This window comes from Leifsonia sp. LS1 (genome assembly GCF_020521355.1).
GTDB lineage: Bacteria > Actinomycetota > Actinomycetes > Actinomycetales > Microbacteriaceae > Leifsonia.
The window spans coordinates 61,257-84,441 of record NZ_BPER01000010.1; the positions used below are offsets into that span (position 1 = coordinate 61,257).

Here is a 23,185-nt window from a genome sequence, read left to right on the forward strand (position 1 = left end):
TCGTGACGAATGTCGGACGCGTCAGGTGCGCGGGCGGCGGGTGACGGCGCCGAGGCGCGGGAGGTGCGGGACCTGCGCTTCCGCGCCGGCCCCGGGCGGGACGACGACCTCCTGCGAGGCGGCGAGCGAGGTGCCGTCCGCGTCGACCGTGAGCGTTCCAGCGGAGTCCGTGCCGCGCTTGACCACGGCGAGCGCGATCGGCCCGAGTTCGTAGTGGAGTGCGGCGGAGGTGACGGTGCCGACCTCCTTGTCGCCGAACGACACGGCCGCGCCGCGTGCGGCGTGGACGCCCTCGGACCCGTCGAGGTGCAGCATCACGAGACGGCGCGGAGGATGCCCCAGGTTGTGGACCTTGGCCACCGTCTCCTGCCCGCGGTAGCAGCCCTTGTCGAGATGGACGGCGCTGCGCAGCCAGTCGAGCTCGTGCGGGATGGTGCGCTCGTCGACCTCGGTCGCGAACCGCGGCCGCCACGCGGCGATGCGGAGCGCGTCGGCGGCGGAGGCGCCCGCCACGGTGAGCTCACCGTTCTCGACGCGCGACACGATGGAGGCGAGGGCGTCCCTCGGGACGAGCCGCTCGCTCCACGTCCACCCTGCGCCCGGGTGCTCGCCCTGCGCGTACTGGTGGCCTCCGACGGCGACAGCGCGCCACGGGTCGTGCCAGATCAGCGGGACGCCGTTCGGTGCGGCGACCGGGAGGGGCGGGTCGCCGAGGGTCCCGATGGTCGCGAAATCGTCGCTGCGGTCCGCGAGCTCCACGCGCAGCATGAAGCGCATGCGGTCGAGCCAGGACAGCAGACCGTCCGCCTCGGGGCGGTCGACCAGCAGCCACAGCGTCTCGCCATCCTCGACGAGGCGTACGGCGTGCTCCACACGTCCCGTGACGTCGAGCAGCAGGGTCTCGGACGACTCGCCGGGCTGCAGCCGGGTGAGCGCCTGGCTGGTCAGGGAGTTCAGCCAGCTCAGCCGGTCGGGACCGGTGATCGTGAGCACGGCGCGGTCGGAGAGGTCGACGATGGCGCGGCCCTCGGCCAGCGCGCGCTGCTCCTTCAGCGGGTTGCCGTAGTGCGCGGCGACGCCGGGCTCGGCGGGAGCGCCCGCGACGGACCCCGCATCGACGGCGCCGGGGAGCCGCAGGAACGGCGAGACCGTCATCACTCCACCTTGGCGAGGCGGGCGGAGGCGTGCGTGCGCAGCTCCTGCCCGAGGGCGGCGATGTCCCACGCCCAGAGGAGGTGGTTCTCGACCAGGCCGTAGAGGCGGGTCGCCGCGGTGTACTCCTTGGCGCCGGCGGTGCGCACCACGGCGTCGGTCGCCAGGTCGATGCGCGGGCCGTTCACCTGTCCGAGGTACAGCTCGCTCACACCGTCCGGGTGGATGACGGAGACGTCGATGTCGAAGGCCCCGTTGGAGTTGCGGAGGGTCTCGACGGACTGCGCGGTGTTGAACGGCCGCGGACCGCTGCCCGGCAGCATCGCCGGCCCCTGGTCGCCCTCGATCAGCTTGCGGCTGAGACGCCAGTATCCGGTCTCGGCCGCGAGCGGGGTCTTCTCCTCGTCGAGGATCCATGTGGTCGAGGAGTAGTTGAGATAGGCCTGGCCGTCGTGACTGAAGCTGACGCGCTGGCCGAACTCGAGCTCGGTGTGCTCGTTCTCGATGGCGTAGTCGAGCACGCCGGTGCCCTCCCAGACGCCGATGAGCCAGGAGAGCGGGACGAGCTCGGAGGGGAGGTCGGTCGGGATCTCGATCATGGCGTGACCGCTCCCCCGTCTAGCGCTGGCCGCGGAAGAGGTTGTAGACGACGACCCCGGACACGCCGAGGATCGCGAGGGTGGCCAGGCCCAGCAGGCCGACGAAGAAGAGTTCGAGAGCGACGAGCATGAGAAGAGTCTATGTCAGCTCGCGGCCGGAAGGAGGGCCAGGATCGCCCCCGTGACGCCCAGGATGAGGAAGCTGCCCGTCAAGGTGGCCGCGAGACGGTTCACGAAGCCGTCTTTCCGCTGCGTCGCGAGCTGGGCTGCGAAGGCGAGGAGCACGCTCACGCCCAGCGCGAGCGACAGCCAGGAGCCGTACCCGGAGCGCGGGGAGAGGAAGCCGATGAGGAACGCGAGCACGACCGAGACGGCCCACACCGCGCCGATGCTGCCGTAGAGCGCCGGCTTCGGCAGGGGCGGCGCGGGATCCGCGGCGGCCGCCGGACCCTGCGGATGCGGTCCGGGACCGGGCAGATCGGGGCCGGGTGCGCCGTGCGCGATGTCGCTCATGCTCCCATTGTGCCCCGGCGGCGGCGGCCGCGGACGGCCACCGCACGCATTTCGGGTAGCATTGCGGCACCGAGAGGGTGGAGGACCTGGGTGGCGCAGCTGTTGATCCTCACCTCTGCGCCCGACGCGGAGGTGCTCCCGTCGCTCGCCCTCCTCAGCCACCGCACCCGCCAGATCCCGGCCGAGCCGGCGGCGCTTGTGAACGCGCCGAGCTGCGATCTGATCTTCGTGGACGCCCGCCGCGACCTGGCCAGTGCGAAGTCGCTGTGCAAGATCCTGACGACGACCGGTGTGACCGTGCCGCTTCTGCTCGTCCTCACCGAAGGCGGCCTCACCGCCGTGAGCGCCGACTGGGGGGCGAGCGACGTCGTGCTCGACACCGCGGGGCCCGCCGAGATCGACGCGCGCATCCGGCTCGCGATCGGCCGGCAGACGCAGGAGCACTCCCAGAGCAAGATCCAGGCGTCCGGCATCACCATCGACGAGGCCAGCTACTCGGCCAAGGCGCACGGACGCCAGCTCGACCTCACGTTCAAGGAGTTCGAACTCCTGCGCTTCTTCGCCACGCATCCGTCGCGTGTGTTCACCCGCGAGCAGCTGCTGAGCGAGGTGTGGGGCTACGACTACTTCGGCGGCACGCGCACGGTCGACGTCCACGTGCGGCGCCTGCGGGCGAAGCTCGGCGATCTGGAGTCGCTCATCGGCACGGTGCGCAATGTCGGTTACCGCTTCAACGTGTACGACGACGACAACGACCGCATCCCGTCCGGCACGCACAGCTGAGCTGTGGACGGCTCGTTCGTCCACCGTTAACGGCAGTCCGTCCCGCACTCCGTGGTCGAGTGCCAAGATGGGGGGATGGACGCGGACGACATCCTTCTCGACAGCGGGCTGACCGGAAGCCTGGGCAGCGACTTCGACGACGACTTCGCGCCGTTCATCTACGAACCCGACCCCGACCTCCCGGGCGACCGCTACCTCGATCGAGAGCTCAGCTGGCTCGCCTTCAACCAGCGCGTGCTCGAACTCGCGGAGGACCCGCTGCTCCCGGTCCTCGAGCGCGCCAACTTCCTGGCGATCTTCGCGAGCAATCTCGACGAGTTCTTCATGGTGCGCGTCGCCGGCCTCAAGCGTCGGATCGCGACCGGTCTCGCGGTGCCGACCAACGTCGGCCGCGCGCCGCAGGACGTCCTGGCCGACATCTCCCTGAAGGCGCACGAACTGCAGGAGCGGCACGCGCGCGCCTACAACGAGCTCGTCGAGCCCGCGCTCGACGCGGCGGGCATCTCCGTCGCCACCTGGGACCAGCTCGACGAGGCCGACAAGGTGCAGATGAGGGAGGTGTTCTCGCAGCAGATCTTCCCCGTGCTGATGCCGCTCGCCGTCGACCCGGCGCATCCGTTCCCCTACATCTCCGGCCTCTCGCTCAACCTCTCGGTGCGGGTGCGCAACTCGCGCACGGGCAAGGAGCAGTTCGCCCGCCTCAAGGTGCCGCAGATGCTGCCGCGCTTCGTGCGCATCGACCAGCGCGAGGGCCTCGGCGAGGTGCGCTTCATCCCGCTCGAAGACCTCATCGCCAACCACCTCGGCGACCTCTTCCCCGGCATGGAGATCCTCGACCACCACGTCTTCCGGGTCACCCGCAACGAGGACGTCGAGATCGACGAGGACGAGACGGAGAACCTCATCCAGGCGCTCGAGCGCGAACTGCTGCGCCGGCGGTTCGGGCCGCCGATCCGCCTCGAGGTCACGGACGACATGGACGACGTGACGCTCGGACTGCTCGTGCGCGAGCTCGACGTCACCGAGCAGGAGGTCTACCGCCTCCCCGCGCCGCTCGACCTCGGCGGCCTCTTCGATCTGGCCCGCATCGACCGGCCCGACCTGCACTACCCGAACCACGTGCCCACCACCGCGGCACAGCTCATGCCGAGCGAGCCGAACGCCAAGCCGAACATCTTCGCCGCGGTGTCGCGGCAGGACATCCTGCTGCACCACCCGTACGAGTCGTTCGCGACCAGCGTGCAGGCGTTCCTGGAGCAGGCCGCGGCGGACCCGCACGTGCTCGCCATCAAGCAGACCCTCTACCGCACGTCGGGCGACAGCCCGATCGTGGAGGCGCTCATCGACGCCGCGGAGGCCGGCAAGCAGGTGCTCGCACTCGTCGAGATCAAGGCCCGCTTCGACGAGCAGAACAACATCTCCTGGGCCCGCAAGCTCGAGAAGGCGGGGGTTCACGTCGTCTACGGCCTCGTCGGGCTCAAGACGCACTGCAAGCTCGCGCTCGTGATCCGTGAGGAGAAGGGCGTCCTCAAGCACTACAGCCACATCGGGACGGGCAACTACAACCCGAAGACCTCCCGCATCTACGAGGATCTCGGACTGCTGACGGCCGACGATCAGGTCGGCAAAGACCTGACCCGCCTCTTCAACGAGCTCTCGGGCTACGCGATCGAGAAGAAGTTCAAGCGCCTGCTGGTCGCCCCGCTGCACCTGCGCAAGGGGCTGCTCAAACGCATCGACACCGAGCGGGCGAACGCGGCCGCGGGCAAGCCGTCCGGCATCCGCATCAAGCTCAACTCCATCGTCGACGAGGCCATCATCGACGCTCTCTACCGTGCCAGCCAGGCGGGCGTCCCGATCGACCTGTGGGTGCGCGGCATCTGCGGGCTCGTCCCCGGGCGCGAGGGGCTCTCCGAGAACATCCGCGTGCGCTCGGTGCTCGGCCGGTACCTGGAGCACTCGCGCGTCTTCTCGTTCGTCAACGGCGGCGACCCACAGGTCTACATCGGCAGCGCCGACATGATGCACCGCAACCTCGACCGCCGCGTCGAGGCCCTGGTTCGACTCACCTCCCCGGAGCACCTCGCCGAGCTCGACGAGCTGTTCGACCTCGCGTTCGACGACCGCACCGCGTCCTGGTCGCTCGCGGAGGACGGCGTCTGGACCCGCCATCACCTCGACCCGGAAGGCAAACCGCTCATCGACCTGCAGAACAAGCTCATGCAGCAGATCAGTCACCGGCCCCGCAGCCAGCGCACGGGAACCAGGCGGTGAGTCAGGCCATCTACGCCGCGGGCGCCCTCTGCTGGCGTGTCGTGGACGACAAGATCGTCGTGCTCGTCGTGCACCGCACCAAGTACGGCGACGTCACCATCCCCAAGGGCAAGGTCGATCCCGGAGAGACGCTCCCCCAGACGGCGGTGCGCGAGATCCACGAGGAGACCGGTCTGAAGGTGGCGCTCGGCCTGCCGCTGGGCGTCTCGTCGTATCCGCTCAGCAGCGGCCGCGAGAAGATCGTCCACTACTGGGCGGCGGAGGTCTCCCCCCGCGCGATCGAGCAGTCGACCTTCGTGCCGAACGGCGAGATCGCGGCCGTCGAGTGGGTGACCGTCAAGAAGGCCCGCGGCTACCTGACGTACGAGCGTGACGTCGAGATCCTGGATGCCTTCGAGGGCTTCGTCAAGCAGGGCATCACCTCGACGTTCTCGCTGATCGCGCTGCGCCACGGCAAGGCCGAGCCCCGTGGAGGCTGGGACGGCTCCGACGCCTCCCGGCCGCTCACCGACCGCGGCGTGAAGCAGGCCGCCGGCGACGTCCCCACCCTGCTCGCGTGGCGTCCCAAGCGCATCGTGACGAGCGACGCCGTGCGCTGCGTCGCCACTGTCGCGCCGCTCGCCGCCGCCACCGGCATCCAGCCGCAGCGCACCCACGCCATCAGCCAGGACGCCTACGAGGAGGGCCGCGGCGACGTCCGCGGCGTGATCGGCAAGCGCGTACGCGCCGGCAAGACCGCCGTGCTCTGCAGCCACGGTCCCGTGCTGCCCGAGATCCTGCGCGAGATCGCACTGGCGACGGGGACGATGCCGGGCGGCTACCTCACCGACGCGGCCGACCTCGACACCGGCGGCTTCTCAGTCGTGCACCTCTCGGCGACCAACCCCGCCTCCGGGATCATCTCGATCGAGACCTACGCGCCCGCGGTGGCGTGACGGCGGTCCTCTCGGTGTCGCAGGTCCGTGGGAGCGTGACGCGGTGACCTCCCCCGATCCTGCTCCGCGCCCGGCCTGGCGGGAGGCGCTCGCCCACCTGTCGCGCCCGGTCACGGAGGATGCCGTGGGCACCGCGAGAGCCGCGCTCCACTTCGAGGCGCGGCAGCTGGTCCGGCGCCCCACCGATCGCTGGCAGCGCCCGACCTCGCGCACGATCCCCGCCGAGCCGGGCACGGACGCACCCGTCGTGCTGGCCGTGCGCCCCGCGGTGCTCGGACCGTCCGGGCGCTGGAAGACCTCCGGGATCAGTTGGAGCACCGTCCAGCACCACGTGCACCGGCTGTCGCTCTCGCGCGCGCAGACCCGGTGGTTCCACCAGGTGTCGGCGCTGCAGCGCTCGACCCCCGTCGTGCTCGGCGACGACCCTGACCGCATCATCCTCGACGACTACGAGAGCCCCCTGCTGTGGGAACTGCTCGCCGGGGCGGGCGCCGCCGGTATCGAGCTCGTGACCGGCACGGCGGCCGGGACCGTGCACCTCGGCGGGGCGGCCGAGGTGCTGCTCGACGCCCGCGCGGACTCCGACGGGTTGACGCTGGAGACCGTCGTGCTCTTCGACGGCGAGCGCCACCCTCCGGAGTCGGTCGGCCGCATCGGCGACCACGGCCTGTACGCGGTGCACTGGTCCCCAGCGCCCCGGATCCTGCTCGCCCCGACCGCCACGCCGCTGACGCCCGAACAGCGGTCGGTCCTGGAGCATCCACTCCCTCCCGTGCCCGCCGCCGATGTCCGCGAGTTCCTCCACGAGGCCTACCCGTCGCTGAGGCAGGCCATCTCCGTCGTGAGCGGGGACGAGAGCGTGGACTTCCCGCAGATCGCACCGCCCGTGCTGTCCCTCGTGGTCGAGCACCGGCCGAGCGCCTCCGTCGAGCTGCACTGGGAGTGGCTCTACCAGGTCGGCCCGACCCGCACGCGACGCGCGACGGACCTCGAGCCGAAACCGGGCGAGTTCAGCGACCTGGACGCCGAGGCGCAACGCCTGGCACTGCTCGGCCGCGACCCGCTCCCGGGCGGTCTCGTCGCCGGTGTGCCCACCGTGCTCCGCGGCGTGGACGCGCTGGAGTTCGTGGTGGAGACGCTCCCGCTGCTGGCGGGCCGCGGCGATCTCCGCATCCGGGAGGTGGGCACTCGCCCGGCCTTCCGGGCGATCACCGACACCCCGGAGCTGACGATCACCGCCGTGCCCGGCGAGGGATCCGACTGGTTCGACCTGGGCGTCCTCGTGCGCGTCGACGGCCGCGACATCCCGTTCACCCCGCTCTTCGCCGCCCTGACGCGCGGGGCGAAGAAGCTGCTGCTCGTCGATCGCACCTACCTGCCCCTCGACCAGCCGGTGTTCGACCGGCTGCGCGAGCTCATCCAGGACGCCTCGACCTTCCCCGAATGGGAGGCCGGCGTCCTGCGGCTCAACCGTTACCAGGCCGCGGTCTGGGACGAGCTCGACGAACTCGCGGACCACACCGAACTGGACGATGCCTGGCGCGAGACCGTCGGCGGCCTGCTCGCCCTGACCCGCGGCGGCGACCCGATGGGCGACGCGCCGCCGCACGCGGCCTCCACCACTGCCACGCTGCGGCCGTACCAGGAGCACGGCCGCCGCTGGCTGCACTTCCTCTGGCGGCACCGCCTGGGCGGCGTGCTCGCCGACGACATGGGCCTGGGCAAGACCGTGCAGACGTTGAGCTTCATCGCCGACGCGAAGGCCGCCCGCGACGACTCCGACTCCGCTCTTCCCTTCCTCGTCGTGGCGCCCGCCTCCGTGGTGTCGAACTGGGCCGCCGAAGCCGCGCGGTTCACCCCCGGGCTGACGGTCTTGGTGCTCGACGCGGGGGTCCGGAGCGCGGCCCGCCTGCGGGACGCCGTCGCCGGCGCCGACCTCGTCGTCACCTCCTACGCCCTCTTCCGCCTCGACGCCGACCACTTCGCGACGCTGGACTGGGCGGGCCTGGTGCTCGACGAGGCACAGGTCGTCAAGAACAGGCAGTCGCAGGTGCACCGCCGCGCGCGCGACTTCCCCGCACCCTTCAAGCTGGCCATCACCGGCACTCCGCTCGAGAACGATCTCCTGGAACTGTGGGCGCTCTTCGCGATCGTCGCTCCGGGGCTGCTGCCGCCCGCCCACCGGTTCACGCAGCACTTCGCACGCCCGATCGCCGCCGGGGAGGATGTCGCGGGCGTCCGGCTCGAGACGTTGCGCCGCCGCATCCGCCCGCTGCTCCTCCGCCGGACGAAGGAGCAAGTCGCCCCCGAGCTGCCCGCGCGCCAGGATCAGGTCCTGACCGTCGAGCTCTCGCCCAGCCACCGGCGCGTGTACGACGCCTATCTGCAGCGCGAGCGCCAGAAGGTCCTGGCCCTGGTCGACGACCTCGACCGCCAACGGTTCAACGTGCTCCGGTCACTGACCCTGCTGCGGCGGCTCAGCCTCGACGCCGCGCTGATCGACACCTCCGACGACCCGCACGGCGAGTTCGACGGCATCCCGTCGAGCAAACTGGACGCGTTGCTGGAGCAGCTCGCCGACGTGATCGCCGAGGGGCATCGCGCCCTGGTCTTCAGCCAGTTCACCGGCTACCTCGCCAAAGCGGCGGCCCGGCTGACCGCCGCCGGCATCCCCCACGCGATGCTCGACGGGACGACGCGCCGGCGAGCCGAGGTCATCGACGGCTTCCGCACCGGATCCGCCCCCGTCTTCCTCATCAGCCTCCGCGCGGGAGGCGTCGGCCTCAACCTGACCGAGGCCGACTACGTCTTCCTCCTCGATCCGTGGTGGAACCCCGCGGTCGAGCAGCAGGCCGTCGACCGCGCCCACCGCATCGGCCAGACCGCGCCGGTGATGGTCTACCGGCTCGTCTCCGCCGGCACCATCGAGGAGAAGGTGATGGCGCTCAAAGCCGAGAAGGCACGGCTGTTCGACGCGGTGCTCGACGGCGGGGCCGGTTTCGACGCGGCCCTGACCGCGGACGACATCCGCGGACTCCTCGCCTGACCGTCGCGCGCACGACCCAAGACAACACCCCTCGTTCACCTTCCGTTTACCACTGCGGGGGACGCTGGTCAGACACCGGCGTTAGCGTCTCACGCGGGTCGCACCGGCCCCGTCCTGTTGTTACTGATCCCCGGAAGGGACAACTGTGAAACTGAAGCGTCTTGGCGCTCCTCTGGCCGTTCTGGCCGCTGCCGCCATCTCTCTGACCGCGTGCGCGTCGAACGAGGGCAGCACCCCGTCGACCACGTCGGCCGCTCCGTCGAACCTCTCCGGCACGCTGAACGGCATCGGTTCGTCCGCCCAGGGCGCTGCTCAGACCGTCTGGGCCGCCGGCTTCCAGCAGGCCAACCCCAAGGTCACCGTCAACTACGACCCGCAGGGCTCCGGCGCGGGCCGCAAGTCCTTCATCTCGGGCGCCGCCGACTTCGCCGGCTCCGACGCCGCGCTGAAGACCGAGGAGCTCTCCGGTACGTTCGCCGGCTGCGCCGCGGGCACCAAGGGCATCGACCTCCCCGTCTACATCTCTCCGATCGCGATCGCGTACAACGTCGACGGCGTGAAGGACCTCAAGCTGGACGCCGACACCATCGCCGGCATCTTCTCGGGCAAGATCACCACCTGGGACGACGCGAAGATCAAGGACCAGAACTCGGGCGCCACGCTCCCGTCCGCTCCGATCACCGTCGTGCACCGCTCCGACGACTCGGGCACCACGCAGAACTTCACCGAGTACCTCGCGGCGAACGCGGCCGACGTCTGGACCGCTCCGGCGTCGCAGACGTTCCCCTTCCAGGTCGGTGACGCCGCCAAGGGCACCTCCGGTGTCGCGGACGCCACCAAGAACGCCAAGAACTCGATCACCTACATCGACGAGTCGGGCTCGGCCGGTCTCTCCATCGCGCAGCTGAAGGTCGGCGACACCTACACGAAGCTCAGCGCCGACGGTGCTGCCGCTGTCGTGGCCGCCTCCCCGATCGCCGACGGCCGCGAGGCCAACGACCTGGCCATCGCGATCGACCGCAAGGCCGACAAGAAGGGCGACTGGCCCCTCGTGCTCGTCTCCTACATCATCGCGTGCCAGCAGTACAGCGACTCCGCCAAGGCGGACCTCGTCAAGGGCTACGTCGACTACATCGTCAGCGACGCCGCTCAGAAGGCCGCTGCCGAGCAGGCCGGCTCCGCCCCGCTCGCGTCCGACCTCGCCGCCAAGGTGAGCAAGGCCGTCGCGACCATCAAGTAACACACCGGCCGCTCGGCCCGGGCTGCACACGCGGCCCGGGTCGAGCGGTACGTCTCCCTCACCCGCGGCCGCGCGGGACCCCCGATGAGAGAAAGCCAGGAATGACCGCCGGAACCGCAGGAGCAATCAGGCCCAGGGCAAAGGTCCGCCTCGGCGACCGCGTCTTCTCCACGAGCACCATCGTCGCGGGATCGCTCATCCTCGCCACGCTCGCCGCTGTGGCGCTCTTCCTCGTCATCCAGAGCGTCCCGGCCCTCTTCGCCGGCGCCGGCGAGCTCCCCAACAACGCCTCGAACTTCTGGGCGTGGGTCTGGCCGCTCGTCTTCGGCACCATCTGGGCCGCCGTGATCGCGCTGCTCATCGCCACGCCGCTGTCGATCGGCATCGCCCTCTTCATCTCGCACTACGCGCCTCGCCGCGTCGCGCAGACCCTGGGCTACATCATCGACCTGCTCGCCGCGGTGCCGTCTGTCGTCTTCGGTCTCTGGGGCATCGCGACGCTGGCCTCCTTCGTCCAGCCCTTCTACGCCTGGCTGGGCGACAACCTCGGCTGGATCCCCTTCTTCGCCCCGCCGGTCTCCGGAACGGGCCGCACCATCCTCACCGCCGCCCTGGTGCTCGCCGTCATGGTCATCCCGATCATGACCGCCATCTGCCGCGAGATCTTCCTGCAGACCCCGCGCCTGCACGAGGAGGCGGCCCTCGCTCTCGGCGCGACCAAGTGGGAGATGGTCCGCATGGCCGTCCTGCCCTTCGCCCGCAGCGGCATCATCTCGGCGATCATGCTCGGCCTGGGACGCGCGCTCGGCGAGACCCTCGCGATCGCGATGGTGCTCTCGCCCGCCCTGGTCGTGAAGTTCGCGGTGCTGCAGGCGCAGAGCCCGAACACGATCGCCGCGAACATCGCGCTGCAGTTCCCCGAAGCCACCGGCGTCGGCGTGAACGCGCTCGTCGCGTCTGGTCTCGTCCTCTTCGTCGTGACCCTCCTGATCAACATGCTCGCCCGCTACATCGTCAACCGCCGCAAGGCCTTCTCGGGAGCGAACTGATGGCCGCCACCACCGCCACCGCCGCAGGTCCCCGCCCGCTGGCCAACAGCTACACGGCCGGCAAGCTGCCCGGCTGGGCCCCCTGGACGATGCTCGTCGGCTCCTGGGCCGTCTTCATCGCCGTCTTCGCCATCCTCGCCGCGAGCGGCGCGGCGAAGGACTTCAACATCGTCGGCGCCATCTTCTTCGGCACGGTGCTGTTCGACGTCGCGATCTACCTCACGTCGCTCTTGGTCGAAGGCAACCGCAAGGCGAAGGACCGCCTGGTCACCTCGCTCGTGGCCACGGCCTTCATCATCGCGCTGCTCCCCCTGATCTCGCTCGGCTGGACCGTGATCGCGCAGGGGCTCGCCCGGTTCGACATCCAGTTCTTCTCGGAGTCGATGCGCAATGTCATCGGTGCCGGGGGCGGCGCACTGCACGCGATCGTCGGCACACTGCTCATCACGGCGATGGCCGCGCTCATCTCGGTGCCCATCGGCTTGCTCACCTCGATCTACCTGGTCGAGTACGGCCGGGGGATGCTCGCCCGCGGCATCACCTTCTTTGTCGACGTGATGACCGGCATCCCGTCGATCGTGGCCGGCCTGTTCGCGTACGCCCTCTTCGCGCTGATCTTCGGTCCGGCTGTGCGCAACGGCTTCATGGGGTCGATCGCCCTCTCGGTGCTGATGATCCCCGTGGTCGTCCGCTCGAGCGAGGAGATCCTGCGGATCGTGCCGAACGAGCTGCGCGAGGCCTCGCTCGCCCTGGGCGTGCCGAAGTGGCTCACCGTGCTCAAGGTGGTGCTGCCGACCTCCCTCGCCGGGCTGGTGACGGGCGTCATGCTCGCCATCGCCCGCGTCATCGGCGAGACGGCGCCGCTGCTGATCGTCGCCGGCTTCACGACCAGCATGAACTACGACCTCTTCAGCGACCGGATGATGACCCTTCCGGTGTTCGTCTACACCCAGTACACCCAGGCGGCGGGCCTGCACGCGCAGGACTCGATCGACCGGGCCTGGACGGGCGCCCTCGCCCTCATCATCATCGTGATGCTGCTGAACCTCGTCGGCCGCATCATCGCCAAGGTCTTCGCCCCCAAGTACGGCCGCTGATCCGGTCACCCGAGACAAGGAATCCACACGTGTCCAAGCGCATCGAAGTCAACGACCTCAACGTCTACTACGGCAAGTTCCACGCCGTGGAGGATGTCTCCCTCACGATCGAGCCCCGCACGGTGACGGCCTTCATCGGCCCGTCCGGCTGCGGCAAGTCGACCTTCCTCCGCACGCTCAACCGCATGCACGAGGTCATTCCCGGCGCGTACGTGGAAGGGGACGTGCTGATCGACGGCAACAACCTCTACGGCGCGGGCGTCGATCCCGTGCTGGTCCGCCGCCAGGTGGGCATGGTGTTCCAGCGCCCGAACCCGTTCCCGACCATGAGCATCCGCGAGAACGTGCTCGCCGGCGTCAAGCTGAACAACCGGCGCATGTCGAAGTCGGAGGCGGACGACCTGGTGGAGAAGTCCCTGCAGGGCGCGAATCTGTGGAACGAGGTCAAGGACCGCCTCAACCTCCCGGGCTCGGGCCTCTCGGGCGGCCAGCAGCAGCGTCTCTGCATCGCCCGCGCGATCGCGGTCTCTCCCGACGTGCTCCTGATGGACGAGCCCTGCTCGGCCCTCGACCCGATCTCGACGCTCGCCATCGAGGACCTCATCGAGGAGCTCAAGAACGAGTACACGATCGTGATCGTGACCCACAACATGCAGCAGGCCTCGCGCGTCTCCGACCGCACCGCGTTCTTCAACATCGCGGGCACCGGCAAGCCCGGCAAGCTCATCGAATACAACGACACCAACCAGATCTTCTCGAACCCCACCGTCCAGGCCACCGAGGACTACGTCTCCGGCCGGTTCGGTTGACTTGAGCTGAGCTTCGCGCGCCCTAACGGCCGCGAGTACGCAGAAAGTGCGCCGATTCACGACGAATCGGCGCACTTTCTGCGTACTCGGCGGGTGCCCCGGTCAGGAGGGGATGGCGACGATGGGGGTGGTGGTGGGGCGAGGCGAGCCTCCGCTCGGCTCGACCGTGACTCCGACGGTGTCGCCGGCGCGCATCGTCCCGGCCAGGACCTTCCACGTCGAGCCCGCGGCGGCCGCGTCCATGGTGCCGGCCGGCGTCGCCTCGCCGTCGCGGATGTACCAGAGCTCGTAGGTCTTGTCCTTCGGCAGGCTCGGCAGGTCGTTCGCGATGAGGGCGGAGGTGCCGAGCTTCGCGGACCACACCAGGGTCGCCGTCCCTCCCCCGGTCACCGCAGCCGTCGCCCGCTGGGCGTCGGGAGCCGCGTTGATGGACGCGAGGGCGGAGGCCTGCTGCTGCTGGGTGGAGTCGGTGCCGGAGAGGACGCCGCCGACGACCGTTCCGCCGACGAACAGCACGACGGCGGCCGCTGCGGCGGCGGCGATGGCCATCGGCCGCGAGAACCAGCGGCGCTGGGCGGCACGCTCGGCGGGGCCGGGGGTTGCGGGGGCGGCGGCTGCGGGAGACGCGGTGGCGACGGGCGCAGGTGCGACGGACGGGGGCGCTGGTGCGACGGACGGGGGCGCTGGTGCGACAGGCGCCTGCGGCGCAGCCGTGGCATCGGTCGTCTCGGCGGGCAGCTGCGGCGTCGTCTGGAGGGCGGCGAACAGCGCCGTCTTCAATTCCGGTCGCGGAGTGACGGGCTCGGCAGCGAGGCCGAGCTGTGCCGCGACGGCTTCGAAGTCGCGGGCCTCCTGCTCGTTCTCGGCGCCCAGCTCGGTGCCGAGACGTGCGGGGGTGCGGCGGGTCTCGTCGGTCATCGTGTCACCCCCAGTTCCTCTCGCAGCCGTATCATCGCATCCCGTAGCCGTGTCTTCGCTGTGCCGAGAGGGATCCCCAGCTCGGCGGCGACTTCGCTCTGGCTGAGGCCGCCGTAGTAGGCGAGTGTGATCGCCGCGCGTTGCGCTTCGCTCAGCGTCGCCAAGGCCACCTCCACTCGTTCGTGCTCCACTCGGATCTCGACCGTCTCTGCCACCTGGTCGTACGCCGTGGGGAGGTCGCGGATACCCACAGCGGTGTCGCGGTCGCGGGACGCCTGGGACGCCCGGATCCGGTCGATCGCTCGACGATGGGCCATGGTCATGATCCACGTCATCGCTCGACCTTTGTTCGGATCGAAACGCGAAGCGGATTGCCATGCCTCGAGGAACACCTCCTGGGCGACCTCCTCCGACTGTGCGGCGTCGATCAGGACGCGGCGGATGAGGCCGAGCACGCGTGGAGCGGTCTGATCGTAGAAGGCGGAGAACGCCTGCTGATCGCCCGTCGCGGTCCGGACCACGAGCGCATCGAGGTCCGAGGCTACGGCGTCGTCCACGTCGTCTCCGCTCTGTCGCTGCCGGTCGGGGCATCATGCTTCATCGAGGCACACAAAAACCGGGCCGCAGAACGCCTCTCGGCGCGAGGCCGCTCGGAGCGGCAAGTTTTGGAGCCCGGGGTTACTGCGGCCCGGCTCCATCAATAGTACACATCCCCCGCCGGACGTCGACGGCGTGCCGTTCGCCGCCCGAGAACGGGGAATCCGCTGAGAGCCCGATCCCGCGCGCGTCAGTCGAGGGAGTCCGACCGCCAGAGGCGCGCGCACGCCGTGAGCTCCTCCGCCGTCGTCGTGAAGCGGAGGGCGCGCGTGGTGAGCTCGGCGGCGCGTTCCGTGTCGAGGACGACGTCCCGGTCGTCCGCGACCGCCGCGGCTCCGGCGGCGACCACCCGGCAGAACGCGGCGGCACGGTCGAGCGCGCCGGCGAAGTCTCCCTCGAACAGCCCGCGCAGGATGCGGTCGGCGAGCTCCGTGATCTCCGCCGGGCCTGCCGGCGTCGGCGCTCCCGCCACCACGGGGTCGATCGAGGTGAGCACCTCGGTGCCGCGCTGGTAGAGCAGGGCCGTCCCGTCCGCGTCCTGCCGGATCAGCAGCCGCAGCAGGTAGATTCGCCACAGCGCCCCCGGCAGGCTCTTCGCGTTCGACCGCGACCAGAGCTCGGCGAGCGCGTCGATCCCGTGCGCGTCGGTGTACGCGACCAACCGGTCGACGATCTCCGGATCCGGGTTCTCGCGCACCCGCGCGAGCAGCGCCCGCGCCGTCTCGTGGGCGACCCGGCTGATCTGCGCCGGATCCTCCCCGCCCAGGAACGCCTCGAACATCCCACCGGGGAAGGTCACCGGCTTGTGGTGTCGTTCAACCATTGCCCCATTCTCCCCCTGGTACGAGCCGAGAACGATCCACGGTAGATTAGTCAGCGATCGGGCCTGTAGCTCAGTTGGCAGAGCATCGGACTTTTAATCCGCGGGTCGTGGGTTCGAGCCCCACCGGGCCCACCTCTCTTCCCCGCAATCCCTCGCGACGTTCGTGCCGAATCGTGAGTCCCGGGCGTTCTTTCGCGACATTCGTGCCGATTCCGCGCTCACGCTCCCGGTGCTGAAGGCGCGGTTCGTCGATGGACGAGGGCGGGATGTTAAGGATAGGCTAACCTCACTTAGGTAACCCTAAGTTTCACCAGCCCGGCCGCTCGGCCGCCTCCCGAAGCGAGAGCCCTCTATCCCCATGTCACGATCCATCCGCCTGTGGAGCGCCGCCGTCGCGGCGTTCGGAATCGCCGCCGTCGGCACGTTCGCCGGCACCCCCAGCGCGGCGACGGCCGCCCCCGCCGACCCCGGCGCCTACACCCTCGAGTCCACGGTGGCCGTCGGCGCCACGACGCGCAGTCTCGCGGTCGACGACGCGCGCGGCCGTGTATACGTGCCCGTCTCGAGCGACCCGGGCGCCGTCACCTGGCTCGACACCGCCACGCGGACGCCCAGTCCCGACGCGTATCCGCTCGGCACCGCCGCACCCGAGAACGTCGTGCTCAGCGCCGACCGCTCGACGCTCTACGTCCTGCACTACGGGAAGGGCGTCCTCTCGGTGGTCGACACGGCGACGGGCGCCGTCACCCGCACGGTCACGGGCCTGCCCACCTACGCGGGCGGGCTGGTGCAGGACACCGACAGCGGGATGCTCTATGTGCTCGACGACGGTCTCACGCCGGTCGACCCCGCCACCGGCACCGTCGGCTCGGAGATACCGATCTCCACGCAGGCCTACCCGCTGCTGAAGGACGCGGTGTACGACTCGACGAACCGCATGATTTGGATCGCGGAGGGTCGCGCGAAGGTCGTGACCGGCTTCAGCACGGTGTCGGGTCGCTGGATCGACAGCCTGAACATCCCGATCAGCTCGTTCGCCTACGACGGCACGGCGCTCGGCGGGCGCCCGGCGCGCCTCGCCGTGGACGAGCAGCTCGCGAAGCTCTACGTCGTCGTCCAGTCCACCCTCGCCGACAGCTGGGACGAGGACCGCGTCGTCGCGATCGACACCACCACCACGAAGCGACTCGGCTCGCCGATCGTCGTCGGCGAGACGGCCCGGGCGATCGAGGTGAATCCGGCCACCCACGAGGTCTACACGCTCAACGGGTTCTCGAACTCGCTCTCGGTGATCAGCCCGGACACCTGGTCCGTGTCGCACACGCTCGACTTCACCGCGCTCGGCGTCACCGCGGGCACCGGCGCCGGGAACGCGGACGTCTGGGCGCTGGGAGTGAGCGGCGACGGCGCGACGCTCTATGTCACCCACCCGTACGGACAGGCGCGGATGAGCGTGATCTCGCGCTCGGGCGCCGCACCGGCAATCACCGCGCAGCCGGTGACGCCCGGACAGGACGACACGACACCGCCCGAGACCCCGGAGAACGAGCCGTGGGCGGGGCCCGCCGCCGGGTCGGCGTCGACCTCCCCGGCGGGAGCAGCAGCCGTCGCGAACGCCCGCCTGAGCTGGTCGTTCAACGAGTACGCGAAGGCCTGGACGCGCGAGGCGCTCGGAGCCGTCGACCTGGCCGGCGACGACTTCGTGTTCACCGGAGGGACCGGGTGGACGGACCCCGCGACCGGAGCCACCTCGATCGCGTGGACCGACGGCTTCCGATTCCGCCACTACGCAGCGCTCGCCCCCGAGGTCGTCTCGACGCTCGGAAACCCGATCCTGACGGTCGCTGCCGACGGGTCCGGCAGCCTCAGCATGGACGTAGCGTGGTCGGTCGCTGCCGACACGACGAGCGACGGCTACCGCCGCGTGGTGGTCGCGACCTTCGGCGCAACCGCGGCGCAGCGCGCGGGAGACGACGTGACACTGACCGCGACGCCCGACTACGCGGGACGCACCTACGGCGCCAGCGCCTCGTCGTACCCGGCCGAGTTCATCGACTGGTTCGACCCCTCGATGCGATCGTGGTGGTACTCCACCGGAGCGAGCATGGACGCCAAGAAGGCGCCGAACCCGTTCGGCGTCTCCTTCACCGCGGCCGTGGCCAACCAGCCGGGCACCGGAGGAGGCGACGACGGCAGCGCGCCGGGAACGGGAGACCCGACAGGATCGGGAACCTCCGGGAGGGGCACGACAGGCGCGTCGACCGTGTCGGGATCGGCGGACGCGCTCGCACGCACCGGGTCGGACCTGGCCCTGCCGTTCGTCAGCGCCGGTGCGCTCCTCCTGAGCGGAATCGCCGTCACGACCGTCGGCCTGCTCCGCCGACGGCAGCGCACAGCGGCCTCGGACGGCTCGCGGACCAGCTGAGCGACACCTCAGCAGAGGAGGGGCGGCCCGGCATGCACCAGCACGCCGGGCCGCCCGTTCGTCATCGCTAGGCGACGCCGGTGACGCGCCCGCGCTCGACGAGGTAGCCCACCGCCACGGCTCCCGCGATGCAGAGCATGATGGGCGCGAGGAGCTGGAGGCCCTGGTTCGTGAACTCCATCACGAGCACCAGCGCGGTGAACGGCGCCCGCATGGTCACCGCGAGGAAGGCCGCCGCGCCGATCAAGGCGAAACCCGCCAGGGGGGCGCCGGGCCACGCGAGGTTCCAGACCGCTCCGATCGTGAGCCCCAGACCGGCCCCGATGGCGAGCGACGGCGTCAGCGTCCCGCCCGCCGCGCCCGCGCCGATCGTTCCGACGGTCGCCGCCGTCTTGACAACGGTGGTCGCGAAGACGAGCAGCACGGGCAGCGTCGCCGTGAAAGCCAGCTGGCCGAGCGAGCGCCCGTTGCCCAGGACGGCGGGCAGCCACAGCGAGACCACGCCGACCGCAGCGAACACGAGCGGCATCACGATCAGGATGCCCCAGGACGTCGGGCGGTGCCGCTGCGCGAACCCGGCGAGCTTGACGAAGCCGACCGCCGCGAAGCCGAGCACGGGACCGGCCAGCACCGACCAGGCCACGATCGTCGGCGTGAGCGGCACCTGTTCCACCGCGTAGAGCGGATTCGCCGGCACCACGACGCGCGCGACCAGCGCCGCGATCGCCGACGTCGCGAGCGCCGGCAGCACCGTGGCGAAGCTCACCTCGGCGAGGAGGATCTCGACGGCGAAGACGGCCCCGCCGAGCGGCACGTTGTAGACGGCGGCGAGGCCGGCGCCGGCGCCGCACGCCACGAGGATGCGGCGCTCCCGGGCCGAGACCCCCGCGCGCTCCGCGAGCCAGCCGGCCCAGAGCGCCGCCACCTCGCGCGGTGCCACCTCCCGGCCGATCGAGGCACCGAGCCCGACGATGACGATCTGCAGGCCCGCGTTGATCAGCGTCACGACGACGGGCATGCGCCGGCCCCCGACCGACGCCTCCACGGAGACGACCGCGTGGTCGGGGCGCCGGCTCCCCCACCGGCGCAGCAGCCACCAGCCGACACCGCCGATGACACCCGCCACGACCAGGGCGACGACGCGGCTGACCGGCGGCGCCTCGAGCAGCCCTTCCAGGAACGAGCCTTCCGAGTACCCGAAGGCGAGGTGCTGGATGCCGTGCAGCGCGAGGTAGACCAGGCCGCCGCCGATGCCCCCACCGACTCCGACGAGCGCGGTGACGACGACGAGGCGGATCAGCCAGGACGGGGTGCCGGGACGGCGCGCTGCTGCGGCGGGATGCACCGCACCAGCGTATCCGAGCGGGTCAGGCTCCCGGGACGAGGGCTCCCACGGTGAGCAGCGACATCGAGTTCGACTGGCACGCCGTCACGTCGGCGTCCTTCACGAACAGCGATGCGGTGGATCCCGGCGGGTAGACGCGGAATCCATCGGCCTGCTTGGGGTTGCAGTCGGAGGCGGAGTAGTTGAGCGCCTGCACGATCTTGAGCGGCGCCTGCGCGGTTCCTCCCGGCTGCAGCGTCACGGTCGGGTGGGGCGTGCTCCGGTCGAAGTCCGCTGCGGCACCGAGCTGGGTGCCGTTGCCGTCGCCCACGAAGGACACGCCGGGCCACCCCTGCAACGCGCACTCGGTGGCGCCGTTGTTGGTGAGCACGAGCGTCACCTCCACGCTGCCCGCCGCTCCTCCTCCCCCGGGCTGGATGCTGCCCGAGAGGGACGCCGTGTCGCACTGCCCGTCGACGGGTGCGGACGTGCTGGTGCCGGTGGGGCGCGGGGTGGAGGTACCCGTCGGCGTGGACGTCGACGTCGACGCCGCCGGTGTCGACGTGGGAGACGCCGAGGGCGAGCAGCCGGCGATCGTGAGGACGAGCGCTCCCGCGGCCAGCGCAGCGGCGGCCAGGCGGGAGGCGGGACGGGACGAGCTGATCCGGTAACGGGCCATTGGCCCATCCCACCAGCAGTGGCGGCGCTCGGCCGGACAGCACGCCGTGCAGGCCGGGATTCGCGGGTTCGATGCCTGCTCGCCCCTGCGCCGTGGAGGTGCACCCTGGCAGGATGGACCCATGAAAGCGACGTTGTCCTGGCTCATCCGCTACTGGGCGGTCGTCGTCCCGATCATCGGCGTGGTGGTGCTCGCCCTGTTCTGGACCGTGGAGCTGCAGCCGTGGGCGGTCGTCCTCATCGCCTTCGTGCTGGGCGGCACGGTCCTCGCCGCGGTGCAGCACGCGGAGGTGGTGGCCCACCGCGTGGGCGAGCCGTTCGGCTCCTTGGTGCTGGCGGTCGCCGTGACCGTGATCGAGGTCGCGTTGATCGTCACCCTGATGACGACCGGCAAAGACTCGGAGTCCCTCGCCCGCGACACCGTCTTCTCGGCCGTGATGATCACGATGAACGGCATCGTGGGCCTCTCGCTGCTGCTCAGCTCGAGCCGCGGGACGATGTCCTCGTTCAACGCCAAGGGCAGCAGCGCGGCGCTCGCCACCGTCACCGCCATGGCGACGCTGACGATGGTGGTGCCGACCTTCACCGAGACCCCCGGTCCGCAGTTCTCACCCAGCCAGCTCGTGTTCGCGGCGCTCGCCTCCATCGCCCTCTACGGCATGTTCGTCTTCACCCAGACCTTGGCGCATCGCGACTTCTTCCTGCCGGTCACTCACACGGACGACGGGACCGACGACGAGGACAGCCACGCTGAGCCCCCTTCCACCCGGACCGCGCTGATCAGCGTCGCGCTGCTCCTGGTCGCCCTGGTCGCGGTGGTCGGGCTCGCCAAGCTCGAGTCGACGCCGATCGAACGCGCCGTGACCGGGATCGGCCTGCCGCAGTCGTTCGTGGGTGTCATCATCGCGCTCCTGGTGCTGCTCCCGGAGGGCATCGCCGCCGCCAAGGCCGCACAGCGCAACCGCATGCAGACCAGCCTCAACCTGGCGCTCGGCTCCGCCATCGCGAGCATCGGACTCACGATCCCCGCGATCGCAGTCGCTTCGATCTGGCTGCCCGGCGCGCTGCATCTCGGGCTCGGTGCCAGCCAGATCGTGCTGCTGGCTCTGACGGTCGCGGTGAGCATCCTCACACTCATGCCCGGCCGCGCGGTCCGGATGCAGGGCGGCATCCACCTGATCCTGTTCGCGGCCTTCATCTTCCTGTCGATCGCGCCGTAGCCCGACCGCGCGGTATCACGTTCTCCGTCGGCCGATCGCGAGCCAAGCGCGGGCGGCCGTCAGCGCCTGAGGGCGGCTCGGCTCCGACGCCACGCGACCGCGCCGAGAGCCAGGACGCCACCGGCGAGCATTGCACCCGTGAGAGGGTCGATCAACGGCGTGGACTCCTCGCCGTCGGCGATGAGGACGCCCGCCTCGATCGTCTTGCGACCCTGAGTGAGGGTGATCGTCGACGGGCCCTGGGCGGCGCCGTCGAGCGTCAGCCTCCACGTGCCGTCCTCGCCGACGATGGCGCTACCGAGTGCGGTGCCGTCGGCGGAGGTCGCCTCCACGGTGGACCCGGGGCTGCCGACGCCGCTCAGCACCGGCGCGTCCACCGGGAGCGCTTCGCTCGGGGCGGGCGAGCGAAGCTCGAAAGGGTTGTCCATCGTGTAAAGGCCACCGAAGCTGACGCGCGCGTGGCAGACATGGATCAGCGACAGTCCGTCGGGTAGCGTCCCGGTCGCCGCGATAGCGAACGAACCGCCCACGCCGACCGTTCCGGCGCCCAGGGCGACTCCCTGGTCGCACGCGCTCTGCGCGCCGCCCTCGATCGGTGTTCCGGCGAGCCGGATACTGTCGCCTTCGGTCACGCCCGCATAGACGATCGTGCCGGAGTACACCTGGCCGGGAGCCACCGTCGAACCGAATGGCGGGGTCGAGAGGGTCACCTCTTCTGCGGCGGCCGGGACGATGGGGGCTGCGGAGGCGACGGCAGGGACGCAGACGATGGCGCCGACGGCGACCGCCGCGCCGATGACGAGCGTGCGGAGGGAACGACTCATGGTGGTCTCAATCTGTTCGGGTTGGGTGCGGGAGGTCGGGGACGGGCATCGGAACCCGCTTTGACCCGAAACAGTGCAACCCCCGCAGAACGGCGTCTCCGAAATATCCTCAGAGATCTCAGTAGGCGACCGTCGAGAGAGGGCAGTCGTCGCTTCACGCCCCCGGAACACCGAACGGTGAATTCAGGGCTCGTCTGTCGCCGACCGCGTAGGCGACGCCGGACGCCTCAGCGGCGGGCGCCCACCGCGGCGTCGAAGAGCTGCTCCGCCGCGCGGCGGGCGGCGAGCGGGGTTCCACCGCAGAGCGCGGCGCTCGCGGAGGCGCCGTCGAAGAGCAGCGTGAGCTGGACGGCGAGCACGTGCGGATCTGCGGCGCCCGCCGCCTCGGCCTGCCGCTGGAAGAAGTCCGTGAGCCGGCCCTTGAAGTGGCGCGCCACGTGGGCGGCCGGGTGCTCGCGATCGCGGAGCTCGGTGGCCACGTTGACGAACGGGCAGCCGTAGAAATCGCTGGAGCGCGCAGCTTCGTGCAGGGCGTCGAAGACGTGGAGGACGCGGTCGCGCGGGGAGCGCCGGTCGTCCTCCGTGAAGTAGCTGGCGACCACCCGCGGACCGTACTCCTGCAGCATCTCGGCGACGATCGCGTCCTTGCCGTCGAAGTGCTGGTAGATCGAGCGCTTGGAGACCGCAGCCTCCTGCGCGATGCGGTCCACTCCGACGGCGCCGACTCCCTCCCCGATGAACAGGCGGGCGGCGGCGGCGAGCACCCGCTCGCGCGGCTTGGGCCGGGGCGCGGGCGGCGTGACGGGCGCGGCATCGGCTGTGGAGGTCATCCAGCGATTCTAGAGGCCCGCTTGCGCAAAGTAAACCGATCTGTTTACA

Annotated in this window: 20 protein-coding genes and 1 tRNA gene; 11 read left to right on the forward strand and 10 right to left on the reverse strand. The window is 70.6% G+C overall.

Features of this window, described 5'->3' with window-relative positions; genetic code table 11:
* Window positions 1–21: 21 nt before the first annotated feature.
* From LLS1_RS16645 to LLS1_RS16655, 3 genes are all read right to left on the reverse strand, one after another.
* The gene (locus LLS1_RS16645) at window positions 22–1,155 is read right to left on the reverse strand and encodes a folate-binding protein YgfZ (protein WP_226657299.1); all 1,134 of its coding nucleotides are present in this window, start codon (window positions 1,153–1,155) and stop codon (window positions 22–24) included.
* Window positions 1,155–1,751, reverse strand: a complete 597-nt coding sequence (locus LLS1_RS16650) for an FABP family protein (RefSeq protein ID WP_226657301.1) — start codon at window positions 1,749–1,751, stop codon at window positions 1,155–1,157. Before LLS1_RS16650 ends, LLS1_RS16645 begins: the two co-directional genes overlap by 1 nt.
* A 144-nt stretch (window positions 1,752–1,895) precedes the next feature.
* Window positions 1,896–2,264, reverse strand: a complete 369-nt coding sequence (locus LLS1_RS16655; RefSeq protein ID WP_226657303.1) for a hypothetical protein — start codon at window positions 2,262–2,264, stop codon at window positions 1,896–1,898.
* Window positions 2,265–2,354: 90 nt separating this feature from the next.
* Here LLS1_RS16655 and LLS1_RS16660 point away from each other — a divergent pair, with 90 nt between their 5' ends.
* The 8 genes from LLS1_RS16660 (at window position 2,355) to pstB (ending at window position 13,497) form a co-directional block, all read left to right on the forward strand.
* Complete coding sequence (locus tag LLS1_RS16660) at window positions 2,355–3,047, forward strand: response regulator transcription factor (protein ID WP_223357733.1); 693 nt, start codon at window positions 2,355–2,357, stop codon at window positions 3,045–3,047.
* 75 nt (window positions 3,048–3,122) lie between these two features.
* Window positions 3,123–5,321: an RNA degradosome polyphosphate kinase gene (locus tag LLS1_RS16665; RefSeq protein ID WP_223357734.1), complete on the forward strand. Its 2,199-nt coding sequence runs from the start codon at window positions 3,123–3,125 to the stop codon at window positions 5,319–5,321.
* Complete coding sequence (locus LLS1_RS16670; RefSeq protein WP_223357735.1) at window positions 5,318–6,256, forward strand: NUDIX domain-containing protein; 939 nt, start codon at window positions 5,318–5,320, stop codon at window positions 6,254–6,256. Before LLS1_RS16665 ends, LLS1_RS16670 begins: the two co-directional genes overlap by 4 nt.
* Before the next feature lie 43 nt (window positions 6,257–6,299).
* Window positions 6,300–9,302, forward strand: coding sequence for a DEAD/DEAH box helicase (locus tag LLS1_RS16675; RefSeq protein WP_226657305.1), 3,003 nt, complete (start codon window positions 6,300–6,302; stop codon window positions 9,300–9,302).
* Between the two features lie 145 nt (window positions 9,303–9,447).
* Entirely contained in the window at window positions 9,448–10,542 is a 1,095-nt protein-coding gene (gene pstS / locus LLS1_RS16680) for a phosphate ABC transporter substrate-binding protein PstS (RefSeq protein WP_226657307.1), read from the forward strand.
* Window positions 10,543–10,643: 101 nt separating this feature from the next.
* A complete protein-coding gene (gene pstC, locus LLS1_RS16685) occupies window positions 10,644–11,591 on the forward strand; it encodes a phosphate ABC transporter permease subunit PstC (RefSeq protein ID WP_226657309.1) in 948 nt (315 codons plus the stop codon).
* Window positions 11,591–12,688: a phosphate ABC transporter permease PstA gene (gene pstA, locus LLS1_RS16690; protein WP_226657311.1), complete on the forward strand. Its 1,098-nt coding sequence runs from the start codon at window positions 11,591–11,593 to the stop codon at window positions 12,686–12,688. Before pstC ends, pstA begins: the two co-directional genes overlap by 1 nt.
* A gap of 29 nt (window positions 12,689–12,717) precedes the next feature.
* A complete protein-coding gene (pstB, locus tag LLS1_RS16695; RefSeq protein ID WP_223357740.1) occupies window positions 12,718–13,497 on the forward strand; it encodes a phosphate ABC transporter ATP-binding protein PstB in 780 nt (259 codons plus the stop codon).
* Window positions 13,498–13,599: 102 nt separating this feature from the next.
* Here the strand turns inward: pstB and LLS1_RS16700 are convergent, their stop codons facing one another.
* The 3 genes from LLS1_RS16700 to LLS1_RS16710 all read right to left on the reverse strand — a co-directional run bounded on the left by LLS1_RS16700 (window position 13,600) and on the right by LLS1_RS16710 (window position 15,835).
* Entirely contained in the window at window positions 13,600–14,415 is an 816-nt protein-coding gene (locus LLS1_RS16700; RefSeq protein WP_226657313.1) for an anti-sigma factor, read from the reverse strand.
* Window positions 14,412–14,972 (reverse strand): ECF RNA polymerase sigma factor SigK, encoded by a 561-nt coding sequence (gene sigK / locus LLS1_RS16705; protein ID WP_223357742.1) that lies wholly within the window; start codon window positions 14,970–14,972, stop codon window positions 14,412–14,414. Before sigK ends, LLS1_RS16700 begins: the two co-directional genes overlap by 4 nt.
* Before the next feature lie 230 nt (window positions 14,973–15,202).
* A complete protein-coding gene (locus LLS1_RS16710) occupies window positions 15,203–15,835 on the reverse strand; it encodes a DNA-directed RNA polymerase subunit beta (protein ID WP_226657314.1) in 633 nt (210 codons plus the stop codon).
* Window positions 15,836–15,894: 59 nt separating this feature from the next.
* Between LLS1_RS16710 and LLS1_RS16715 the strand changes: the two genes are divergently transcribed.
* Window positions 15,895–15,967 (forward strand) — tRNA-Lys (locus LLS1_RS16715).
* A gap of 226 nt (window positions 15,968–16,193) precedes the next feature.
* Window positions 16,194–18,260, forward strand: a complete 2,067-nt coding sequence (locus LLS1_RS16720) for an HtaA domain-containing protein (RefSeq protein ID WP_226657316.1) — start codon at window positions 16,194–16,196, stop codon at window positions 18,258–18,260.
* 67 nt (window positions 18,261–18,327) lie between these two features.
* Here LLS1_RS16720 and LLS1_RS16725 read toward each other — a convergent pair whose 3' ends face one another.
* Both LLS1_RS16725 and LLS1_RS16730 read right to left on the reverse strand, forming a co-directional pair.
* Complete coding sequence (locus LLS1_RS16725) at window positions 18,328–19,605, reverse strand: chloride channel protein (protein WP_226657318.1); 1,278 nt, start codon at window positions 19,603–19,605, stop codon at window positions 18,328–18,330.
* Between the two features lie 22 nt (window positions 19,606–19,627).
* On the reverse strand, window positions 19,628–20,263 hold the full coding sequence (locus tag LLS1_RS16730; RefSeq protein WP_226657320.1) for a DUF4232 domain-containing protein: 636 nt from the start codon (window positions 20,261–20,263) through the stop codon (window positions 19,628–19,630).
* 121 nt (window positions 20,264–20,384) lie between these two features.
* Here LLS1_RS16730 and LLS1_RS16735 point away from each other — a divergent pair, with 121 nt between their 5' ends.
* On the forward strand, window positions 20,385–21,482 hold the full coding sequence (locus tag LLS1_RS16735; RefSeq protein WP_226657322.1) for a calcium:proton antiporter: 1,098 nt from the start codon (window positions 20,385–20,387) through the stop codon (window positions 21,480–21,482).
* A gap of 59 nt (window positions 21,483–21,541) precedes the next feature.
* Here the strand turns inward: LLS1_RS16735 and LLS1_RS16740 are convergent, their stop codons facing one another.
* Together LLS1_RS16740 and LLS1_RS16745 are read right to left on the reverse strand one after the other, a co-directional pair.
* Window positions 21,542–22,306 carry an Ig-like domain-containing protein gene (locus LLS1_RS16740; protein ID WP_226657324.1) on the reverse strand — a complete coding sequence of 255 codons (765 nt, stop codon included), beginning with the start codon at window positions 22,304–22,306 and terminating at the stop codon, window positions 21,542–21,544.
* Window positions 22,307–22,533: 227 nt separating this feature from the next.
* Window positions 22,534–23,136 (reverse strand): TetR/AcrR family transcriptional regulator, encoded by a 603-nt coding sequence (locus LLS1_RS16745; protein ID WP_226657326.1) that lies wholly within the window; start codon window positions 23,134–23,136, stop codon window positions 22,534–22,536.
* Between the last annotated feature and the right edge of the window lie 49 nt (window positions 23,137–23,185).